Source organism: Microbacterium phyllosphaerae, assembly GCF_050628115.1.
In the GTDB taxonomy this organism is placed as follows: Bacteria; Actinomycetota; Actinomycetes; order Actinomycetales; family Microbacteriaceae; genus Microbacterium; species Microbacterium phyllosphaerae_A.
Map to the genome: position 1 here is coordinate 890,511 of NZ_CP192502.1, position 16,887 is coordinate 907,397.

The following is a 16,887-nucleotide window of genomic DNA, read 5'->3' on the forward strand; positions in this document are numbered from 1 at the left end:
CAGTAGAAGGGCAACGAGTGGGGGAAAGCGATGAGTAAGGCGGAGAGTCGACCCGGGCCGAACGTGCTCCTCAGCCTTGCGGAAAACCCTGAATCCACCTCGGTTTGCTCGTCATGGATTGGTCCCGTGCTCGCGTTGGGAACGCGGCTTGCGCGGAAGCTTGAAGATTTCAGCGGTCGACAGCTGATCATTGCGATCTCGGTTCCGAGTCGCGGGTATGCAGCGGCGCTCATCGGTTCCGGTTGGACTCTCGGAAGGCCGCCCGCTCAGGTGACGACTGATCCGTTGACGGTTCTGCGCGCGGCACTGCCCCAGGGCAACTATCGTGCTGTCAACGCCAACCACGTGATGTCAGGTAGGTTCCAGGGGCTGTCCGAAAAGGTCGTGCGGGACAAGCTGCGTATGGATGTCTCACTCGCAGGGCAGTGGGTCGTGGACATGCTGGAAGCAGTCGCGGCCACTGCTGAAGGTGACCCGGCCGAGCGGATGCCGCGACCGCGCATCGGGAGCATCGGTCGCATGACAGGCGTTGACCAAAACTGGGCGCGGCGTCTTGTGGCGCCTGCGGCGGACCTCGCAATCGTGGGCACGAAAGCCTGGATCAGCGACGACCTCAAGGCTATTCTTGCCCGGGGTGATGATCCCGATGGCGACTCACTGGCTACCCTGCTTCTGCCGAGGACCGAGAAATCGGCAACTTGGTTTTCGCGCATCTATTCGTCTTCGGGCTTTGCTGACCAGCTTCCGCTTCCTGATGACGTATCCCTCACGATTCTGGACGGCCAGGGCGCGATCAGATATCTCAATGACGTTCTAAGCCCGATCGTCGTGTGCGTCTTCGATCGATCCGTTGCTGACGAGAGTGCAGAGGAACAGGTCGTGCAGCTCAGAAACTCGCGCGGTGAGCCTATTGCGCTGTCGACACAGCTCGGTTGGGTTCCTCCTGCCGGTGTCGAGGCACTCGGATTCACGGTGGCACTATGACGTCGCGGATCATGGAGCTCGATCAGCGATATACGGCCTCGGCTTCGCTGGTGCGGCATGGCGTCGAAATCATTGCTGTTCGTGACGAACTCGGTGCCAGGTTCGATTCGGCCACCCGCGGCCTGTACCGACTGATCCAGCGGGATGGGCCCGGCGTCTGGGATCATCTCGCCGGTGCCGCGAAAGTACTGCGCTGGCGCCTCATCACCGACCCGATGCCGATAGAGCTCAACACTCAGCTCGCGACTGCCGTGGACGAGGTGGGTCGTCAGGCTCGGCGGCTGATCGGAGCCGTCGAGGAAGAGGCGCTCCTGCGAGAGATCGCTGACGCCGCGGCTGCGCTCTGCACCCGCGCTCCACTCGTGGGCGCCGTGCTGCTTGAGTCGCTGGCTGAGGTCGGAGTGGACTCGGCGATCGTCGTGACTGCGAGCACTTCATCGCGAGAAGCCCTGGGCGAATGGCTCGGCTCGCTTGGAGCACGAGTTCTCACGCTCGGCGATCTTGAGCGCGCCGATGTTTCCGAGGACATCGCCTACTTCGTGGGTCCACCGCGATTCTTCAAACCGACGGCGGTCACAGCACCCCGGACGCTGGAAGTGACGTTTATTCTCCCGGCCTGGTTCGGCGATCGAAACGTCCCAAGGTCAGCGATCGCACAGTACGCCGAAGGCGGTATCCGGGTCGCCGCTCGTATCGTCGAGGTCGGCGACGCACAGCCCACGTCGCCGGAGCCTGCGATGTCCGAGACCGAGCACATCCCGGAGGAGGATCTCCTTCCGCAGCCGGTATGGGGTAGCCGGATGAGTGAGGAACGTGCGCCGAACGCGGACGAGGTGGAAGGGCGCAAGATCCTTCTTTCGGGGAATCGTGCAATCTGGCTTGATGACGATGGTGAACGCATCCGCGCGCTTGATCCGACACAGCCGCCCGGCGAGCGCGTTGGCTATTCCGAGGTGTCCGCGGTCGCTCCGGGCACGTACCTGCTTCTGCGTGAAGGTGAGGCTGAGCGCGAGTCCCTCCATGCGCGAGCATTTACGCGAATCGGCCCTCGCGCGTCAGCAACCCAGGAGTCGCAGGCAAGCTGGAAATCTACGCTGATTGAGCGACTTAAGGCGAGCGGCATCCGCGACTCCGAACGCGCTCTGCGTGGACTCGGGGTTCGTGCGGCAGGCCAGGCTCGCGCCTGGACATCGCCTCACATCATCCGTCCGCAGAGTGATCGCGATTTCGAGCTGCTCCTTGGGTGGCTGGGGCTACCGCTCCAGCCGTACTTCGGGCACGCCTCATTGCTGAGACATGAGGTGCATCGAGCCACCCGGGAGCTGCGTGACCGACTGGAGGCAGCCGCAGATGCGGCGGACCTTCACGAGCTCGAGCGCGTCGGCCATATGACTCTCGACATTGCTGAGCCAGGCTTTCGCGGCATGTTCGTCACCCGCGCCCTTGCGATCGCGCCATTTACGGAGCTGATCGCCCGCCACGACGCTCGCGTACCCTTTGCTGACGAGGGTGCTCAATGGCTCGAATGATTCCGGCCTACTGCACCGAGTCCGCGCCTCCGGGCGAGAAGGCCGTCTTCGCTGCACTGCAGGATGCTGCTGGGACCGAACACTGGACTGTGCTGCACTCACTTGGGATCGCACAGCATGAGCGACAGGTCGAAGGTGAGGCGGACTTCGTCGTCGTGGTGCCCGACGCTGGTCTGCTGGTCGTCGAGGTGAAGTCGCACCTGTCGGTCGCGCGTAGCTCCGACGGCACCTGGCGCCTCGGTCAGGACCCTCCGACCGTGCGAGGACCTTTCCGGCAAGCCCAGGAGGCGATGCACAGCATCCGCGATTACCTGCTAAGCAAACGGGTCGAGCTGCGGGATGTCCCGGTCCTGCACGCGGCGTGGTTCACGGGAGTGCGTGCGCGAGCGACGCTGCCCGACTCACCTGAGTGGCACTCGTGGCAGGTGCTCGATTCGACAGACCTCCCGACCACAGCTCAAGCGCTTGAACGAGTCATGAGAGAGGGAGCGGAGCACCTCACCTCGATGATCAAGTACTTCGGGTTTGGTGGATATGGCCCGGACCGGGCCACATCTGAGCGGATCGTGGCCACGCTTCGCCCGCGGTTCGAGGTTGTGATGACTACTGGGGACCGCCGACAAGCGCGAGAGGGTCAGCTCGCTCGATTCGTCGAGGAGCAGTACCGCGCACTGGACTCAGCCGCCGACAACAGAGGCGTCTTGTTCACTGGCCCCGCCGGCACAGGCAAGACCTTCCTCGCCGCCGAGTCAGCTCAGCGGGAGGTCGCTCAGGGGCGAGTAGGTCGACTCCTGTGCTTCAACCGCCTGCTAGGGCACAGCCTCCGCGAGAAACTCTCGGATGTCGTGGGGCTCCGCGTGGGCACATTGCACCAGGAGATGCTGTGGCTCGCCGGCATGAGCGGCCCGCCGACAGACGCCGATAGCGACTTCTGGGAGCGAGCCCTGCCCGAACTGGCACTTGAGGGCCTCGCTGAGCAGAGTGCGGAGGAGGTTGGAGACTTCCTCATCATCGATGAGATTCAGGACATCGCGACCGACACATACCTCGACTTCCTCGACTTGCTCGTCAAGGGCGGGCTGCGCGACGGTCGTGTGCTCATGTTCGGTGACTTTGAACGTCAGGCGATCTATGGCAGCGAGAGCGCACGAGAAGTGCTTCGTGCCCGAGCGCCGCATCTGGCGTCTTTCCGACTGTCGGAAAACTGCCGGAACCTGCCCCGCATCGGGTATCAGGTGAATCTTTTCGGTCGGTTGACGCCGGGGTTCAGAGAGTTCCGCCGAACCGACGACGGCATCGATCCGACGATCGTCAAGTACACCCGCGGCGAGGACCAGGCCGCCATACTGCGGCAGGTCGTAGGCGATCTGCGCGACGGAGGCTTCGATCTCACAGAGATCGTCGTGCTCAGCCCACTTGGCGATAACTCTGTGGCTGCGAGCACATCCGACCCCTGGCTTCGTCAAGTGCTGAGTCCCGCAGACGGGTCGAAACCGGTTAAGGGGCGGCTCCGCTATTCCACCATTCACGCGTTCAAGGGACTGGACGCGCCGGCTGTTGTCGTCACTGACCTCGACGTCGCGGCTGAGTCGCACTTCGATGCGCTCGTCTACATCGGTTTGACACGCGCGACGGATCGCCTAACCGCCCTGGTAGAAACGAAGACGTTGCGGCGACTGGTTGGAGCTGAGGCATGAGCGGAATTGAAGCCCGTGAGACCGTCGAGGCGGCCCTACGGCGTGAGCTCTTTGGTCCCCTCGACGGTGATCCTGTGCGCGGGCAGCCGCTGACGATCAACGCTGGAGTCGTGCGTTTCGAGACGACGGAGGCATCCCGGGGCCAGTTCCACGATGCGGACAGCGGCCAGGAGATTCTCACGAGCGGCAGTCCGCTCAAGCGCTACGGCGTCGGAGTCTTGTTCGCGGGCGCTACCGTCGGCGGTTCGCCGGTGGAGAGAGCTGAAGAGAACGTTCCCGACGCCCTCGACGGAGTCACGGGTATCGCGCTCTCCGAAGACGACCAGATGGGGCCGCCTGTGGAGATTCGGGGCCATGTCCACCACGATGTCGCTGACTCGGATGACTTCGATCTCACGGATGCCAACACCTTCAAGCCTTCGGCGATGGCCGTCTCATTTGAGACTCGGCTAGCTGACTCGGGAACCCTCACTGTTGAGATAGTCGGCGCGAGATATGAGAAGCTAACTGTCCACATCCCAGGTGTCGCGAAACCAGTCGATTGGTGGGCGCGACGCCCCTTCGAGGCGGTCGGCACGATCTCGGGTCGTACGGTTCTGCGGGAGACGAATCGGCTCAAGGTTGTGGACGTCGTGCTCCTGGGCGGCGAAGGCGTTGTCCCTCTTGCGGTGCGGGTGTTCAGCCGTCCGGTCCCCGGGGCTGACGACCCGACTCTCAGGATCGTGACCCTCGCGGTCGTCAATGATGCCCCTGGTTCCGGCCCGTCTGCGGCGGTCTTTCAGGTTGGCTTCAAGGTGTCGACTGTCGGCGACGCTGAAATCGTGCCCTATCCGGAGGTTGAGCTGCCCGACCGGGATGAGGAGGAGCGATCACTTGACCTCCTGTACCGGAACCAGCGCACCTATGCGATCGGGCATGGCTGTGCAGCCGAGTGGGGTGCAGTTAACGCCGCTGGCGTTGTGCCGTTCGTGCAGGCCGCGGCTCTGCCTGCGTATGAGGTCGTCAGCCTCTCACCCAACGTGTACCTGTCTGACGACAACGGGAATCCTGTCTTCGATGCCGATGGCAAGCGGCAGCCGGTAGCTGTCAGTATGGCGGCCCTGGCGAGTGGTAGCGACGACGGCGCCGCCCAAGTGGAGCTTGTCCTCAGCCAGTATGAGAAGTGGATAGGTCGGCGGGAGGCCGAGATCCCCGAGATGCTTCCGCGCTACCAGGACGCCGCGAGAGAGCACATGCGTCGAGCACGAACGGCGCTGACGCGGATGCGAACAGGTTGGAGCCTCGTGGCAGCGAACGATCGAGCTGCGCAAGCGTTTCGCTGGGCAAACGAGGCGATGCTGCTCCAGCAGGTCCGATCAGGATTCGAGCTGCGCGAGGCCAAGCAGAGCGGCGATGGTCGGTGGAGAGTCGAGAGAGCGCACCCCGCGCTAACCGTGCGGACTGGCCGGGGAAACTGGCGTCCATTCCAAATCGCGTTCCTACTTGCAGTGCTGCCCGAACTCGTAGAGCCAGAACGCCAGACTCGCGGCGACGTCGATCTGATCTTCTTCCCCACTGGTGGTGGCAAGACAGAGGCGTATCTTGGAGCAGCCGCCGTCAGTTTGCTCTCTCGGCGGATCCGCAACCCCGAGGACGCCGGAACAGACACGCTCATGCGATACACCCTGCGTCTCCTCACGGCGCAGCAGTTCCTCCGTGCTGCATCGCTGGTCTGCGTGCTCGAAGACATTCGTGAGCAGAACTCTGACACCCTCGGTGCTGCACCGTTTGGAATCGGGATTTGGCTGGGTAGTGGCTCAACGCCGAATACCTGGAAGCAAGCACTTGACAACTTGCGGGCTCTGCGTAGAAAGCCCCACGAGCAGAATCTCTTCCTTCTGCTGAGGTGTCCCTGGTGCGGCGCACAGATGGGCCCACAGGCTAAGAAGGGCGGCGGACAGGAACCGATCGGGTACGAAGAAGCAGCGGGCAAAGTCGTGCTCCGCTGCATTGATGGGGAGTGCAAGTATTCGCGCCGTGCTGGTCTGCCGGTCCATGTTGTCGATGACGACATCTATGAAGCACGGCCTTCGATTGTCATTGGAACTGTCGACAAGTTCGCGATGTTGGCGTGGCGCCCCAGGGCGAGGAATCTCTTCGGACTTGACGCGAGTGGCGCGCGAAAGGTGTCCCCGCCCAGCTTGATCATTCAGGACGAGCTGCACTTGATCTCCGGCCCGCTCGGCTCGATGGTCGGAATCTACGAGCCCGTGATCGACGAACTGTGCACCGATCGCCGCGGCGCAAGTCCAGTGCTCCCGAAGATCATTGCCTCCACAGCGACGGTCAGGCGATACGAGGACCAGATTAAGGGGCTCTTCGGCAGGGAGACCGTCGCGCTCTTTCCGCCGCACGGCCTTGAGGAGGGGCGGTCCTTCTTCGCTGAACCCGCGACTTCGGTCGACGGAACCCCGGAACCAGGGCGGCGCTACATCGGTGTGATGAGCGCATCGCTCGGGTCGACACAGACGGTCCAGGTACGTGTCGCCGCCGCAACCCTCCAGGCTGCGATGGACATCCCGGAAGAGGACCGGGACGGCTACTGGACCAACCTCAACTTCCTCAACTCGCTCCGGGAGCTCGGGAATACCGTCTCGCTCCTCCAGGCTGACATTCCCGACTATCTCACCGGGCTCCGCCGACGGGATGGGATCGTGCCACGGTGGCCTCACCGACAGATGGAACTCACATCAAGGCGGCGGTCAGACGAGATTCCAAAGGCGATCGAACAGCTCCAGGTGAGGTACGCCCCCGGGAAGGAAAGACAAGAGGCTATCGATATCTGTCTCGCCTCGAACATTATCGAGGTAGGCGTGGACATCGAGCGGCTCGCGCTGATGACTATCGTCGGGCAACCGAAGACCACGGCGCAGTACATTCAGGTGAGCGGCCGAGTCGGCCGGAATTCGGAGGTCAGCCCCGGACTGGTTATCACCATCTACGGGGCCGCGAAGCCGCGTGACCGCAGTCACTACGAGCGTTTCCGCACTTACCATCAACAGCTTTACGCGCAGGTGGAGCCTACTTCGGTCACTCCATTTGCCATGCCGGTCCTTCGCAGAGCGCTTCACGCTGCCGCGGTCGCCTATGTTCGGCAGACCGCTCCCGAGACACTCGGCCCTGACCCGTTCCCTTCGACTGCCTACGACGAGGCCATTCGCCTGTTGCGTGAGCGAGCAGAAATCACGGAACCCGACGAGCTCCCGGTCTTCGATCGTATTGCGCGTGATCGCGCCCGTCAGTGGGGTGGCTGGGAGCGCACCGAGTGGGACGCCAACCCCCGTACTGGTGATCCGCTGCAGGGACTCATGCGGTTCGCGGGAACCCTCCCCGATCTGGATAGGCGCGCGACGATCTGGGATGTGCCGACAAGCATGCGGAACGTCGATGCCGAGTGCCGCCTGGAGATCAGTCAGGCGTACCTGTTCGAGGACACGGCCGTGGAGGAGAAGGCATGAGCACTGGAGCAATGCGCCGCGCGCAGCTAGTGACTCCATTCGGCGTGGGGGCCATGAGCGTGCTTGTGAATGGAACCTCAGTGATCACTGCTGGTCTTGATCACTGGTACGAGGCCGTCGACCAAAGCGCTCTCGCGATGGACGAGTACCAGGAACACGACTGGCGGCTTGAGTCTCGCCTCAAAGTCTCCGAGTTCCGACTGCCACCCGACTATAGGCCATCAGGCCAGGGCAGCGACTTGCGAAACGTCCGACTTACCGTGCCCGTGTTGCGCTTCCCTCGATGGTCGTTCTGCATCTATTGCAAGCGTCTGGAACTCAGCAAGCTCACGATGAAGACGCTCGTGGAGTGCCAAGACAACGAGCATGCCGACAAGAAGTACAAGCCGAAGATGTCGCAGGTTCCGTTCGTGGCAATCTGCACCCGAGGGCACCTGGATGACTTTCCCTTTGACAAGTGGGTGCATCGATCGGCCAACCCCTCGTGTACGGGCACGTTGCGCCTCGTATCACGCGGAGGCGGCGGGCTCGAAGGGCAAATCGTAACCTGCGATACCTGCAAGCAGGAGCGCTCGCTTCGAGGGGTTACCGAGGCCCGATTCGACAAGAACGGAGAAGAACACACCAATCTCAGCGATCACCTCGTCTCGCCCGAACAGCCCTATCTCTGCAGTGGGGCCCGGCCCTGGTTAGCGCAGCTCGACGGCGTCTGCGATCAGCCGATTCGAGGCGCGCTGCGTGCCGCTGGAAACGTCTACTTCCCCAAGGTGGAGTCCTCGATCTACCTCCCTCGACGTGAGGGAGCCGTCAGCGAGGAGGTTCATCAGCTGCTCCGACACCCTGCTGTCAGCACGACCTTCAACAACGTGTTTCAATTGGGTCTTGGTGAGGTGTCGGGCGGGCAGCTAAGGAAGCTGCTGGAGCGAAACGTCCCGCCCGAGCTCTTCGCTCCCATTTCGGACGACAAAATACTGGCGGCATACCAAGATAAGTTCGGCATCGGGGAGAGCAGCGGGGAGGAGCAAGCCGAGACTCCGTCCGACGCGGAGAGCCTGACGAGCGACGACATCTGGCGGCATCCGGAGTACGTGAAGATTCGCGAGACACCGAAAGATGACTTCCTCGCGGCATCCGACCCGGGCCTTCACACTGATCTAGCAAACCATCTCTCTCGCGTGAGGTCGGTCGATGTGCTTCGGGAAACGCGCGCGTTGCGGGGGTTTAGTCGGGTTCGCGACGGCGAGCTGAAGCTGACGGAGGGGAAGGCGATGCTCAGGCGTGCCAGCTTGACCCCCGCGCAGGATTGGCTGCCTGCTTATGTGGTCAAGGGTGAAGGAATCTACTTCGAGCTCGATGGGGCACGCCTTGCAGCCTGGGAAGGACGTGCGGAGGTCCAGGCGCGGGCACAGCGGATCACCGATCATTACGGATCAGTGGCAAGCCAGCGCGGGTTGCAGGGGCGGGCGATCAGCGCAAGGTTCGTGTTGCTGCACACGTTGTCGCATCTCTTGATCAACGAGTTCATCTTCGCCTGCGGCTACAGCTCGGCTTCGCTCCGGGAGCGCCTCTACGTCTCTGACTCGGCGGATCGGAACATGGCCGGCGTACTGATCTACACAGCGGCGGGCGACTCAGAAGGGACGATGGGCGGACTTGTTCGCATGGCACGCCCGGACAACCTGCGGCAAGTTCTTGCCTCTGCTCTGGCGGACGCGCAATGGTGCTCGACTGATCCGGTGTGTATGGATGCAGGCGAGAAGGGGCAGGGGCCGGACTCCTGCAACCTTGCCGCGTGTCACGCCTGTGGGCTCCTCCCCGAGACCAGCTGCGAGGAGTTCAATCGATTCCTCGATCGAGGTCTCGTGATCGGCACTCTGGATGACCCGAACTTGGGCTACTTCTCGGGCGCGTTCTCGGACTGAAGTGTTTCTGAAGGGCGGTACCTGCTGACGGCGAGGACATAGCCCGCGGGGATGGTCCTCATCGGGCGAACGATGGGGCATTGAATTCGCACGCCTACCTCCAAGTTACTCGAAGAAGTCTTCGTCGATCTCGACGATGTGCACCGTCTCTCGCGTCTGCACACCAACTCCGAAGCGGATCATCAATGAGGTGAGCCGTTGTCCGTCGATCAGAATTATCCGCGTCGGCACGACGTCTGCGTACTCACGAGCGCCTGGGCTGAAACGACCGGTAGTGATGAAGACACCGCCGTCGGCCTTTCCGCTGAGTGCGCCAACAAAGCCCTGAACATCAGGGCGGGTAACGACGTTGTCGGCCGCGTAGCGTTTGGCTTGAACGTAGACGCGATTCAGGCCGAGAGTGTCTTGGTCGATAACCCCGTCGATCCCGCCATCATTTGTCAGCGAGGTGACGTTCGCCTGCCCTTCCGCCCCGCCGTATCCCATCGCGACAAGAAGGTCGACGACCGTCTGTTCGAAAAACGCCGGCGACTTGGTCAGGATGCGGTTCAGCAGCTCGGACGCGACATCCGCGCGAATCTGCTTGATCCCTCGATCGATCAATTCGGCCGGGTCCAGTGAGTCCTCATCAGCGGAGGAGTCTTGAGGCTGCTCCGACACCGCCTTGACTCGCCGATACCCGGTGACAAGCTCGACGTCCGCGCGTGTGGCATCGGGGCGTTCAGATAGGAGTCGTCGACCGAGCTGGGAGATCACATACTTCCCGCGTTCCGGTCGTTCAAGTGCTCCTGACTTGGTCAGATGCGAGATCGCCCAACCGACCCGATTCGCATACATCGGCTGGCCGGTCGTCAAAGTGATCCCCCGCTCGTCAGCAGTCAGATTCACGTCGTCTGCGGCCTCGGCCGTGATCTGGCTACGGTCGCGGAGAGCTCCATCCGCTGCAATGCGCAGAATCGGTGCCATGAACTCATGCCATTTCGGAATCGACACGTGAGGTTCCTCCGTATAGGTCAGGCTTGCAGCGCGAGACTCACGCTGTCGCTGCTAGCGGCACGGCATGCGCGCGCACCGCGCGCAGCGTCGAAACGATCGCAACTGCTTCTTCATCCGTAAACAGACCGGTGGGCCCCGTGGGCGCCGTATCGATATACGGCGCCTGGAAGAGCCGACTCGGTTCCATGACGCCCGTCGCCGTGAGCTCGTCGATAACGAGCTCGACGAAGCGAATCTGCTGCACAGAGAATGCCGACGAGTCGAGGAACCGAGAGAATGCCTCGGTCGCGGCCGGGCGGTCGAGACCGACGAGCGAGCGAATGAACAGACCGAGCCCTCCGGCGGTCGTCGCCTCGTACTCGATCTCAACGGGCGAGGCGATCTGCGCATCAACGAGCATCCCCTGCAGCGCCGAGAGGTCACTCACGGTGAGCTGCAAGTTTCGCCGCAATCGCTGCATCGACAAGTGGTTCTCTTGCGTGCGGAGAAAGGCTCTGGCCTTGTCTCGGAAGCGGCGGATATCCGTTCCCGTCACCGAGGTACCCAAGATGACCTCGACGCCCTCGCTGAGCGTGTCTTCGAAGTCGGTGTACACAGGCGAACGTCGCACTCGATCAATGAAGCGGGCAAGCCCACGCAGTCGAAGTCGGGCGAGGTCGAGCATTTCGAGCGAGACATCCGTCCACCACTCGTCCCCGGCGACCGATTCGAGCAAGATCGAATGCTGCGCCACCATCGGGATGCTGAGTTTCCCAAGCAGCGACTCGGCGATCGCCTGCACCGTCTCGCGGACACGTTCCGCCGTCAGCGCATCGCCTTCGATCTGCGCGAGCTGCCGTTGCAGCATGATGAGGTCGAAGCGTTTCGCGAACTCGTCATTATCGCGAGTCGCCGACGGAAGCCCAGCCAGTTCGACCGCCGCGTCAAGGTCCTCGCGACTAGGCCACTCCCATGCGACGTCGTAACTGAAGTGCTCGACGAGCGCGCGATTCCGGCGCACCACGACATTGTCGAGATTCATCCCGCTGACAAAGTCATGCAGAAGTGCCGCTGTACGCGCCCGCACCTCGGGGGCATTGCTGCCGATCGCCTGAAGCAAGTGCAGGCGGCCCTCGACGAGACGCTGAGTCAATGACCTTTGCGTCGAGCCATTCGTCTCGGGAAGATCCTGGCTGAAGTATTCCAGGTTGCCGCAGAAGTCGAAGACGAGGAAGTCGGTCTTATCCATCTCCGGCCCGAACAGGTCGGGATGGAGGCGGGTGCCGCGGCCGATCATCTGCCAGAACTTCGCCTTGGAGCGCACGGGCTTGAAGAAGACGAGGTTCACCACGTCTGGCACATCGATGCCGGTGTCGAGCATGTCCACGCTGATGGCGATCTGCGGCCGCTTCTCCGGATCGGAGAAGTCATCGATGAGCTGCTGCGCGTATGCCGTGGCGTGAGTGATCACGCGGGCAAATCGTCCGGCATGCTCGGGGTAAGACGCGTCGAAGCGCTCGCGGATGAATTCAGCGTGCGCTTGGTTCTTCGCGAAGACGATCGTCTTTCCAAGCACATCGCCGCCGCCGACCTTGTAGCCCTGTTCCATGAGGGTGCGAATGACCTTGTCGACAGTGTCGGTGTTGAACAGCACCCGGTTGACCTCATCGGCGGTCACCTCGTCGGGTGTGCCGTCGTCGCCCCAGTCGAGTAAATCCCACTGGTCGCGGGCCTCGGGCGGCAGATCATCGTAGCGAATGCCCTGGCGTAGGAATTGACTCTCGACAGACACCCCTCGCGGCGGCACGAGGAACCCGTCGGCGACCGCCTCTTCCAACGTGTACGCGTCGGTGGGCACTCCGTCTTCCAGGTCGAACAGACTGTATGTATTGCGGTCGATTTCGTTCTTCGGCGTGGCTGTGAGGCCGACAACTAGTCCATCGAAGTAGTCGAAGATGGCGCCGTACTTGTCGTACACCGAGCGGTGTGCCTCGTCGATGACGATGAGGTCGAAGTAGCCAGGCGTGAATCGGCGCACGCCGTCGTCGACCTCATTGATAAGGTTCAGCATGCGCGGGTAGGTCGCGGCGAACACGCGCCCGTCGCCGGCCTGGTCTGCCGACAGGTTCACCGTCGTCGTGTCGGATAGATGGGTGGTGAAGGCGCGAGTGGCCTGCTTCACAAGCGAGGTGCGGTCGGCGAGGAACAACACCCGCTTGACCCAGTCTTGCTTGATCAGTTGGTCGACGAGGGCGATCGTCGTGCGGGTCTTACCGGAGCCCGTCGCCATGACAAGCAGGGCGGTGCGCTGGCGGCGGTCGAAGGCGTCGCCGACCGCACGGATCGCGCGCTGCTGGTATGGCCGTCCGGCGATGTCGGTGTTGATCGGCGCGGTTGAGAGCGCTCGGCGCGTGTGGCGCCGTTGCACGAGCAGATCGAGTTCGGACTTCGTGTAGAAGCCGTCGACGCGGCGAGGCGGGTAGCCGCTGGCGTCGTCCCAGATCGTGTGCTCATAGCCATTGGTGGTGAAGATCACAGGGCGGCGGCCGTAGCGCTCTTGCAGGCGGTCGGCGTAGAGCGAGGCCTGTTGCTCGCCGTACCGTGGACTCGATGTCGTGCGCTTGGCCTCAACGACTGCGAGGGGAAGCCCATCGTCGCCCCAAAGCACGTAGTCGACGTAGCCGACGCCCGAGTCGTTGGGCATGCCGGTGACACGGAACTCGCGGTCGCGTTCATCGGCGAGCGCCCATCCTACTTCGTGCAGGAGCTCGTCGATGAGGGCCGTGCGGGTGTCTGCCTCGCGGTAGTCGTGACGATCCGTCTGGCTAGCGGCCGCCTGGGCAGCCGCAATCTGCTCTTGCAAACGGACGATCTCGGCGTCACGCTCGGCAATCTGGTTATTCTTCGCCGCAACTGCCGCTGCGTAGTTGGCGTCTTGTTCGCGGAATTTGCGCGCGAGCTCTTGCACTTGACCACGAGACAGCGGTGCGACCTGCGCGGCGATGGCCGGATCGAACCGGGCATCCATCGGCACCGCATCCGGTTGCGGCGAGTGGTGAAGCCCCGCCCAGACAAGCACGTGGAAGAGCTCCGACAGCACACTGATACCCACCTGAGCTGGGATAGCGGACTGCCGGTGCACGGCGTTGTTGCCCTGGCGGCGAATCAGGTCGAGCTTCGCACGGATCGCCTGCGGCGTGTAGTGCTTGAAGATGCGATCGTTGAGCCGAGCGGAGAAGTCGTCGCGGTAAGGCGCGTCGAGCTGCCACAGCTCGTAGAGGTGCTCGACGAGGTGCTCCGAAACCCGGCGCGCGTAGATGGTCGCCGTGCGCGGGTCGTTCGTGACGTATGACTCGGCGCGCGCCGCATCATCGAACAGCTGCGGCTGCGTCTGTCTGACGAAGTCGAAGTTGCCCATCGTCCCCCCTCGTTACGTTTCTTCCTTTGTAGCGGATGAGTGGTGCGTGGGTCAGAGTTGGCCGCGGAATGCGCGAGACTGGAGAGAGGCGAAGAGGGCGTCGAGCTCAGTCGCCTCTGCCTCCATGCGCTGCACCTCTCGCTCAACTGCCACCAGGCGTTGAGCGAATACTTGTTGCTGAGCGAGCGGAGGCAAAGGAACGGGCATCGCCCGAACGATTCCCATGTTGAGGCCAGACATGATCGAGCCCTTCGTCTGCTGCCGCAGATATCGGCGGGCTTCGGGATGCCACAGGAACGTCGCTCTCAAGAACTCCGGCGTTATCAACCTCCGGTCAACTGTGATCGCACAGATGTGCTTGGTGTTGATCGCCGTCGGAATGCCGTCAGGAACCACCACGCACCGGCCAGTCGTTCCCATGATGCTGACGAGTACATCGCCGCTCTCGACCTGATACCTGCGCAGTACATCAAACTTCTCAACCGCGATGTACCGAGGTTGCGCCCACTTAAAGGTGTTGCCGACCACGTTGTCCAGGCCCAGTACCGCAATTCCTTCGTCGACGAACTCGCTGTGCAGTAGTTGGCTACCAAACGGGCCAGTGCGAGTCTTCAACGCAATGTCAAGCACCGTCGTTGTCGCGACGGTGCTCTCGAACATCTCATCGTAAATCGCGTGGCCCTGATCTTGCAGCAGGGGTATGGCCTCGCGACGCAAGTCACGCAACACAACCGACTGATCGAGGATCGCGGCGATCCGCCGCTGTTCCTCAATATCGGGAAGCGGAACCTTGAACGAGCCGAGCTTAGACGCCGTGAGGCGAGGGAGGTTTGCCCCGGTGGCAAGCGACGCTGCATTACTCACCGCCTCCGGTGAAAGCAAGAAATGACGTAGGTAGCTCGCGTCAATCTCGCCGCTCGGGCGGATACGCAGGAGATCGGTGCTGCTGACGCCGCTGTAGGGCAGGAGCACCACTTTCGCAAGGTTCGGCCGAAGCTTTCCGAAGAGGAGGTCTCCGGCCTGAAACCGTGCCTTGGGACTCGTGGGTCCCGCTTCCCCTACCGTCGGATGGGCGAGCAACCGCCCGCCCCGCTCGATGTGTTCAAGGCCGATGTATGGGGTCAAGGCATCGACAGTCGACGGATCGACCGTGGACTGAGAGAGTTCAACGACTTCCCCCAGCGGCACCATCCTCACGACAGCATCCCCTTGAGCTTCGCAAGTCCTTCCGCAATCTCGGCCTCGATGCGCTCGATGTCGGCGATGATCTCCAGCGGGTCGCGGTGCTCGACCTCGTCGTACACGATCTCCTTGTAGCGGTTGATCGAGAGGTCGTAGCCCTGGGCAACGATCTCGGACTTCGGCACCGTGAACGACTGGTCGGTGCGGGAGCGGTCGCGCTCGGCGCCGTTGCGCGCGGCCCAGCGGGCGCGCACGTCGTCGAGGTCGCTCTGAGCGATGGGGGTGCGCTTGTCGTCGAGTGAGTACCCATCGGCGGTCACGTCGTAGAACCACACGTGGTCAGTGCCGCCCACACCCGTCTTCGTGAAGAACAGGATCGCGGTCGACACCCCGGCATAGGGCTTGAACACGCCGGAGGGGAGCTTCACCACGGCATCCAGCTTGTGCTCTTCGACGAGAGCCCGCCGCAGAGTCTTGTGTGCACCGGTCGAGCCGAACAGCACACCGTCTGGAACGATCACCGCCGCTCGTCCCCCGGCTTTCAGCAGTTTAAGAAACAGCACGAGGAACAGCAACTCGGTTTTCTTGGTCTTCGCAACGGCGAGCAGCTCGTTCGAGGTCGCCTCGTAGTCGAGCGAACCTGCGAATGGCGGGTTGGCAAGGATCAGCGTGTAGCGATCCTTGTCGTCGGCCGCGCCCTCTGACAGCGAGTCGCGGTAGCTGATGTCGGGAGACTCGATGCCGTGCATCATCATGTTCATGCTGCCGACGCGCAGCATGGTCGCGTCAAAGTCATAGCCGTGGAACATGCCCTGATCGAACTGTTCGCGCAGCGACGCGTCGGTCAATACCTCAGGCGAGTGCTCGCGCACGTATTCGGCGGCGCTCACCAGGAACCCGGCCGTACCAGCCGCCGGGTCGACGATCACATCGCCGGGCTTCGGCTGCATCAGGTCGACCATGAGGTTGATGATGTGGCGCGGGGTACGGAACTGACCGTTCACACCGGCCGAGGCGATCTTCGACAGCAGGTATTCGTAGAGGTCTCCGTTGGTGTCGCGGTCTGTCATCTGGATCTCATCGATGAGGTCGACGACCTTCGACAGCAGTTGGGCGTTCGGGATCATGAAGGTGGCGTCCTTCATGCCGAAGCCGGCGCCAGACTCGCTGCGGTCAAGCGTGCGTAGGAACGGAAAGACCCGTGAGCTCATACGCTCGAACATCACGTCGCCGCCCGCATTGCGCAGACGCGACCAGCGGATCACATCTTGCTCTTCGGTATACACCGGGCGGACGCTCGACGAGCCGAGCAGGTTCGTTTCCTTTTCGTGGCGTGTCTGGATCTCATCCAGGCGTCGCAAGAACAGCAGGTAGGTGATCTGCTCGATGACCATCAGCGGATTGCTGATGCCTCCCGACCAGAAGGCTTCCCAGACGCGGTCGACCTTGCTCTTCAGTTCACCCGTAATCACGCGCTCCAGCCTACGGTTCCCGCACGTCTTGTCGATCTCCATGATCGAACCTCTTTCTACCGCCCTGCAGAAGGCAGTCGAGCAGGATCTCATCGGCCACGGACACTGGCATTTCTGTCGCGAGCTCGCGGAGTCTGTGTCGAGCTGTGCGGGGGCAATCGCTGGCCCTCAGCGGCGCGGCGAAGTACGCTTATCATAAGTAGACGCACCG

The 16,887-nt window shown here is 62.5% G+C and carries 9 protein-coding genes; 5 read left to right on the top strand and 4 right to left on the bottom strand.

Annotated elements, in window-relative coordinates; translation table 11 throughout:
- The first annotated feature begins 30 nt into the window (after positions 1–30).
- From ACQ4LY_RS04025 to drmB, 5 genes are read left to right on the top strand one after another with little or no spacing between them, the layout of a single operon-like run.
- On the top strand, positions 31–984 hold the full coding sequence (locus tag ACQ4LY_RS04025) for a hypothetical protein (RefSeq protein ID WP_431074692.1): 954 nt from the start codon (positions 31–33) through the stop codon (positions 982–984).
- Positions 981–2,513 (top strand): hypothetical protein, encoded by a 1,533-nt coding sequence (locus ACQ4LY_RS04030; RefSeq protein WP_431074694.1) that lies wholly within the window; start codon positions 981–983, stop codon positions 2,511–2,513. Before ACQ4LY_RS04025 ends, ACQ4LY_RS04030 begins: the two co-directional genes overlap by 4 nt.
- Entirely contained in the window at positions 2,501–4,210 is a 1,710-nt protein-coding gene (locus ACQ4LY_RS04035) for an NERD domain-containing protein (RefSeq protein ID WP_431074697.1), read from the top strand. The genes ACQ4LY_RS04030 and ACQ4LY_RS04035 overlap by 13 nt, the downstream gene beginning before the upstream one ends.
- A complete protein-coding gene (locus ACQ4LY_RS04040) occupies positions 4,207–7,707 on the top strand; it encodes a helicase-related protein (RefSeq protein ID WP_431074699.1) in 3,501 nt (1,166 codons plus the stop codon). Before ACQ4LY_RS04035 ends, ACQ4LY_RS04040 begins: the two co-directional genes overlap by 4 nt.
- Positions 7,704–9,629, top strand: a complete 1,926-nt coding sequence (drmB, locus tag ACQ4LY_RS04045) for a DrmB family protein (RefSeq protein WP_431074700.1) — start codon at positions 7,704–7,706, stop codon at positions 9,627–9,629. The genes ACQ4LY_RS04040 and drmB overlap by 4 nt, the downstream gene beginning before the upstream one ends.
- 105 nt (positions 9,630–9,734) lie before the next feature.
- On the opposite strand, the gene ACQ4LY_RS04050 is transcribed toward drmB, so the two are convergent.
- The 4 genes from ACQ4LY_RS04050 to ACQ4LY_RS04065 are packed head-to-tail and all read right to left on the bottom strand — an operon-like array spanning position 9,735 to position 16,718.
- Positions 9,735–10,622: a restriction endonuclease gene (locus ACQ4LY_RS04050; protein WP_431074702.1), complete on the bottom strand. Its 888-nt coding sequence runs from the start codon at positions 10,620–10,622 to the stop codon at positions 9,735–9,737.
- A 40-nt stretch (positions 10,623–10,662) separates the two neighbouring features.
- A complete protein-coding gene (locus ACQ4LY_RS04055) occupies positions 10,663–14,022 on the bottom strand; it encodes a DEAD/DEAH box helicase family protein (RefSeq protein ID WP_431074704.1) in 3,360 nt (1,119 codons plus the stop codon).
- A 51-nt stretch (positions 14,023–14,073) separates the two neighbouring features.
- Complete coding sequence (locus tag ACQ4LY_RS04060) at positions 14,074–15,213, bottom strand: restriction endonuclease subunit S (protein ID WP_431075746.1); 1,140 nt, start codon at positions 15,211–15,213, stop codon at positions 14,074–14,076.
- A 2-nt stretch (positions 15,214–15,215) separates the two neighbouring features.
- Positions 15,216–16,718, bottom strand: a complete 1,503-nt coding sequence (locus ACQ4LY_RS04065; protein WP_431074707.1) for a type I restriction-modification system subunit M — start codon at positions 16,716–16,718, stop codon at positions 15,216–15,218.
- Positions 16,719–16,887: the final 169 nt, after the last annotated feature.

Coding starts and splice junctions, on each gene's coding strand:
- ACQ4LY_RS04025 (WP_431074692.1), top strand. CDS start 31: ATGAGTAAGGCGGAGAGTCGACCCGGGCCGAACGTGCTCCTCAGCCTT.
- ACQ4LY_RS04030 (WP_431074694.1), top strand. CDS start 981: ATGACGTCGCGGATCATGGAGCTCGATCAGCGATATACGGCCTCGGCT.
- ACQ4LY_RS04035 (WP_431074697.1), top strand. CDS start 2,501: ATGGCTCGAATGATTCCGGCCTACTGCACCGAGTCCGCGCCTCCGGGC.
- ACQ4LY_RS04040 (WP_431074699.1), top strand. CDS start 4,207: ATGAGCGGAATTGAAGCCCGTGAGACCGTCGAGGCGGCCCTACGGCGT.
- drmB (WP_431074700.1), top strand. CDS start 7,704: ATGAGCACTGGAGCAATGCGCCGCGCGCAGCTAGTGACTCCATTCGGC.
- ACQ4LY_RS04055 (WP_431074704.1), bottom strand. CDS start 14,022: ATGGGCAACTTCGACTTCGTCAGACAGACGCAGCCGCAGCTGTTCGAT.
- ACQ4LY_RS04060 (WP_431075746.1), bottom strand. CDS start 15,213: ATGGTGCCGCTGGGGGAAGTCGTTGAACTCTCTCAGTCCACGGTCGAT.
- ACQ4LY_RS04065 (WP_431074707.1), bottom strand. CDS start 16,718: ATGGAGATCGACAAGACGTGCGGGAACCGTAGGCTGGAGCGCGTGATT.